The sequence below is a fragment of the Streptomyces sp. URMC 127 genome, from assembly GCF_051386535.1.
Taxonomy (GTDB): domain Bacteria; phylum Actinomycetota; class Actinomycetes; order Streptomycetales; family Streptomycetaceae; genus Streptomyces.
In genome coordinates this window covers 1-4,409 of sequence record NZ_JBPQTW010000344.1, presented here as the reverse complement: position 1 = coordinate 4,409, position 4,409 = coordinate 1, and the positions used below count along the sequence as shown (strand labels likewise).

3 protein-coding genes and 1 rRNA gene are annotated in these 4,409 nt (G+C 69.7%); all 4 read right to left on the bottom strand.

Annotation, left to right across the window (positions count from 1 at the left end; all coding sequences use genetic code 11):
• Positions 1–851 (bottom strand): DUF881 domain-containing protein (locus ACSNOH_RS33600; protein WP_436725236.1); only part of this gene is annotated, 851 nt, incomplete at its 3' end.
• A 122-nt stretch (positions 852–973) separates the two neighbouring features.
• A complete protein-coding gene (locus ACSNOH_RS33595; RefSeq protein WP_436725235.1) occupies positions 974–3,469 on the bottom strand; it encodes a sugar phosphate nucleotidyltransferase in 2,496 nt (831 codons plus the stop codon).
• A gap of 100 nt (positions 3,470–3,569) precedes the next feature.
• Positions 3,570–4,160 carry a CDP-alcohol phosphatidyltransferase family protein gene (locus ACSNOH_RS33590; protein ID WP_436725234.1) on the bottom strand — a complete coding sequence of 197 codons (591 nt, stop codon included), beginning with the start codon at positions 4,158–4,160 and terminating at the stop codon, positions 3,570–3,572.
• Positions 4,161–4,332: 172 nt separating this feature from the next.
• Positions 4,333–4,409 (bottom strand): 5S ribosomal RNA (gene rrf, locus ACSNOH_RS33585); the annotation flags it as partial.

The window sequence follows — 4,409 nt, the reverse complement described above, 5'->3', positions numbered from 1 at the left end:
GGCGCGGCGGGCAGCCGGACCTCTCCCTGGGCGGAAACGCTGTAACGGACCCCGTAGTTCTGCTGCAGGGCGCGCAGGTACAGCCCGTCGGCGCTGCGCTGGAAGGCATTGGCGAACTTCTGCCCGTCACCGATCGCGAGCACCGTGTACGGCGGCACCAGCGGCCTGTTGTCCACCAGTATGGCGTCACCGGCCGCCCTGATCGCCGACAGCGCCGTCAGCCGCTGCCCGTTGACCGCGACGGCCTCCGCCCCGGACTGCCACAGGCCGTTGACGATCCGCTGCATGTCACGGTCGCGCACCCGGCCCGTGTCGGAGAAGCCGCTGCTCTCGCGCGGCCCGTTGCCCCCGCCCTGCTTCGTCTGCTTGGCGTCGTCCACGACCAGCTTGACGCCGGGGCCCTGCACCGCGGTCGCACCCGCGAGCAGCGCCACCAGGTCGGCCTTGTCCCCGCCGTGCTCCTCCAGGACGTCACGCTGCTTGCTGCCGACCGCGTCCCGCAGCGTGTCGACGTTCTTCTGCAGCGCGTCGGCCGCCGAGGTCTCCCGCTCGATGCGGTCGATGAGCTGCTGACGCTCCTTGGCCAGCGTCGGTGCCGATATCTGCGCCTGCGCCGCCCCCAGCGTCACCACCACCGCGGCCAGCAGCAGGGCGGCCGCCAGACCCAGCTTGGCCCGCAGCGGGCTGGGCAGCCGGCCGCCGCCCTCCGCCCGCCGACGGGCCGCCGCCTCGGCATAGCCGTCGTCGAGGCTGTGGTCCATCACATTGGTCAGCAGCGACATGGAGGCGTCGGGGCGCGGAGGCGGCGAGGGCGTGCTCCGATCGGGGGGCTGCTGCGACATGCCGCACATCGTCGCACGTCGGGGGCGCCGTCTCCCAATGGCCCCACCGGCGCGCCGGACGCGGGATCACTCCGGCACCGGTCCGGCCCCAAGGAGACGACGCCCGCCGGGTCCTGACCCGGCGTCCGCGGTCAGCGCCCGGCGCCGTCCACGACCGCCGACCACTCGTCGAGCAGGGCCTGCGCCGAGGCGTCGTCGGGGCCCTCGGCCCACAGGTGCGTCACCGCCTCGGCCGGGTCCGGCAGCACCATCACCCAGCGCCCGTCCGCCTCCACGACCCGCACCCCGTCGGTCGTGTCCACGTGCCGGTCCCCGGCCGCCTCGACCACGGACCGCATCACCAGCCCCTTCACGGCCCACGGCGTCGGCAGGTCACGCCGGAGCACGTGGGCGCGGGGGATACGGGCGTCTATCTGGCTGAGCGTGAGCTGAGTGCGCGCCACCAGCCCGATGAGCCGGACGAACGCCGCGGTCCCGTCGAAGACGCTGGTGGACTCGGGGACGATAAAGCCGCCGCGCCCGTCTCCGCCGAAGATCGTGGTGTCCGCGCGGCCGACCCGCGTCAGGTCGTCGGGCGAGGTCGTGGTCCACTCCACCTGGGTGCCGTGGTACGCCGCCACCTGCTCGGCGATGCGGGTGGTCGTCACCGGCAGGGCCACCCTGCCGCTGCGCCGCTCGGCGGCGACCAGGTCGAGCAGGACCAGCAGAGCGCGGTCGTCCTCCACGATCCGGCCGCGCTCGTCGACCAGGGAGATCCGCTCGCCCACCGGGTCGAACCGCACGCCGAACGCGGCCCGCGCCGAGGCCACGATCTCGCCGAGCCGCACCAGGCCGGAGCGGCGGTCGTCCGCGGTCTCGGTGGGCCGGGACTCGTCGAGCCCGGGGTTGATGGTGAACGCCTCCACCCCGAGCCGGCCGAGCAGGCTGGGCAGAACAAGGCCTGCGCTGCCGTGCGCCGCGTCCACCACGACCTTGAGCCCGGCCTCGGCGACACCGCTGGTGTCCACGGACCGCAGCAGCGAACCCGCGTACGAGTCGTAGACGCTGGAGGGGAAGGACAGGTCACCGATCTCCCCGGGGAAGGCCCGCCGGTACTCCTGGCGGGCGTAGACCCGGTCGAGCTTGCGCTGCCCGGCCTGCGAGAGGTCGGCGCCGCGCTCGTCGAAGAACATGATGTCCACGGAGTCCGGCACGCCCGGCGTCGTACGGACCATGATGCCGCCGGCGCTGCCGCGGGCCGTCTGCTGGCGGGCCACCGGCAGTGGCACGTTCTCCAGATCGCGTACGTCTATGGCGCTGGCCTGCAGCGCGGAGATCACGGCGCGCTTGAGCGCCCGCGCACCGCGGGAGTGGTCACGCGCCGTGGTGACGGTGGAGCCCTTCTTGAGCGTCGTTGCGTACGCGCCCGCGAGGCGTACGGCGAGCTCCGGCGTGATCTCCACGTTGAGGATGCCGGACACTCCGCGCGCGCCGAAGAGGTGGGCCTGACCCCGGGACTCCCAGATCACCGAGGTGCTGACGAACGCGCCGGCCTCGATGGTCTTGAACGGGTAGACCCGGACGTTGCCCTGGATAATCGATTCCTCACCGACCAGGCACTCGTCGCCGATGACGGCGCCGTCCTCGATCCGGGCGGCGCGCATGATGTCGGTGTTCTTGCCGATGACGCAGCCGCGCAGGTTGCTCTGCTGCCCGATGTAGACGTTGTCGTGGACGACGGCCTTGTGCAGGAAGGCTCCGCTCTTGACGACGACGTTGGAGCCGACGACGGTGTGCTCGCGGATCTCGGCGCCGGCTTCGACCTTGGCGTAGTCGCCGATGTAGAGCGGCCCGCGGAGCGTGGCGTCGGGGTGGACCTCGGCCCCTTCGGCGACCCATACGCCGGGCGAGATCTCGAATCCGTCTATGTCGACGTCGACTCTGCCTTCGAGCACGTCGGCCTGGGCCTTGACGTAGCTCTCGTGGGTGCCGACGTCCTCCCAGTAGCCCTCTGCCACATAGCCGTAGACGGGCTTGCCGTCCTTCATCAGCCGGGGGAAGACGTCGCCGGACCAGTCGACCGGGACATCGGGCGCGACATAGTCGAAGACCTCGGGCTCCATGACGTAGATGCCCGTGTTCACCGTGTCGGAGAAGACCTGGCCCCAGGTGGGCTTCTCAAGGAAGCGGTCGACCTTGCCGTTCTCGTCGACGATGGTGATGCCGAATTCCAGGGGGTTGGGAACCCGGGTGAGACAGACGGTGACCAGGGCGCCCTTCTCCTTGTGGAAACGGATGAGGTCGGTCAGGTCGAAATCGGTGAGGGCGTCTCCGGAGATCACCAGGAAGGCGTCGTCCTTGAGCGCCTCCTCGGCGTTCTTCACGCTCCCCGCGGTGCCGAGTGGCTTTTCCTCGTTGGCATAGGTGAGCTCCATGCCCAGTTCCTCGCCGTCCCCGAAGTAGTTCTTGACGAGGGAGGCGAGGAACTGCACGGTCACCACGGTCTCGGTGAGTCCGTGCCGTTTGAGCAGACGCAGCACATGCTCCATGATCGGCCGGTTGGCGACCGGCAGGAGCGGCTTGGGCATGCTCGAGGTCATGGGGCGAAGGCGGGTGCCTTCACCACCGGCCATCACGACGGCCTTCATGTCGGAAGCGTCCTCCTTGCGAGACGACGGTCATGCCGAACTGCGGTCATGCCGACTTCACGCCCGGGACGGCTGGAAGCGCCGCCGGAGTCTGGTGGGCTCAGTCGGCCTTGGCGTCCGCCTTGACCAGGCGGGCGACCTGGACCACATAGAGAATCCCTGCCCACCAATAGAGGGTTGTACCCCATCCGGCGAACGCCCATCCGAAAATCGCGGCGAGTGACGGCAACCAGCCGTGACCGTCACTGAGAAGCAGCAACGGGAACGCGTACATCAGGTTGAAGGTGGCGGCCTTGCCGAGGAAGTTCACCTGGGGCGGCGGATAGCCGTGGCGCCTCAGGATCCCCACCATGACCAGCAGCATCGCTTCGCGGGCGATCAGGGCGGCGGTCAGCCAGAGCGGAAGGATCTCACGCCAGGTCAGGCCGAAGAGAGTGGAAAGGATGTAGAGCCGGTCGGCGGCCGGATCGAGCAGCCGGCCGAGGCTGCTGATCTGATTCCAGCGGCGGGCGAGTTTTCCGTCGAGGTAGTCGCTGACACCGCTGAGGGCCAGGACGAGGAGTGCCCATCCGTCGTGCTTCTGGAGAATCAGCCACAGGAAGAGGGGGACGCCGACCAGGCGCGCCATGCTGAGGATGTTCGGGATGGTGAGGACGCGGTCGGTCTGGACTCGCGTCTCCTGGACCTCCACCCGGGGGCCTCCTGTGGGAAATATGCGAACGATACCCCCTGACCTTACCCTCCGGCACGGGGCGGCCGCGGCGAGGGGCGCCGGCCGGGGACGGGGGGGGCGGAGGACCGGGTAAACACAGAAAAGCCCTGGCAGGAACTCAAGGTTCCCACCAGGGCTTTTCTCAACATTAGCTCGGCGGCGTCCTACTCTCCCACACGGTCCCCCATGCAGTACCATCGGCGCTGAAAGGCTTAGCTTCCGGGTTCG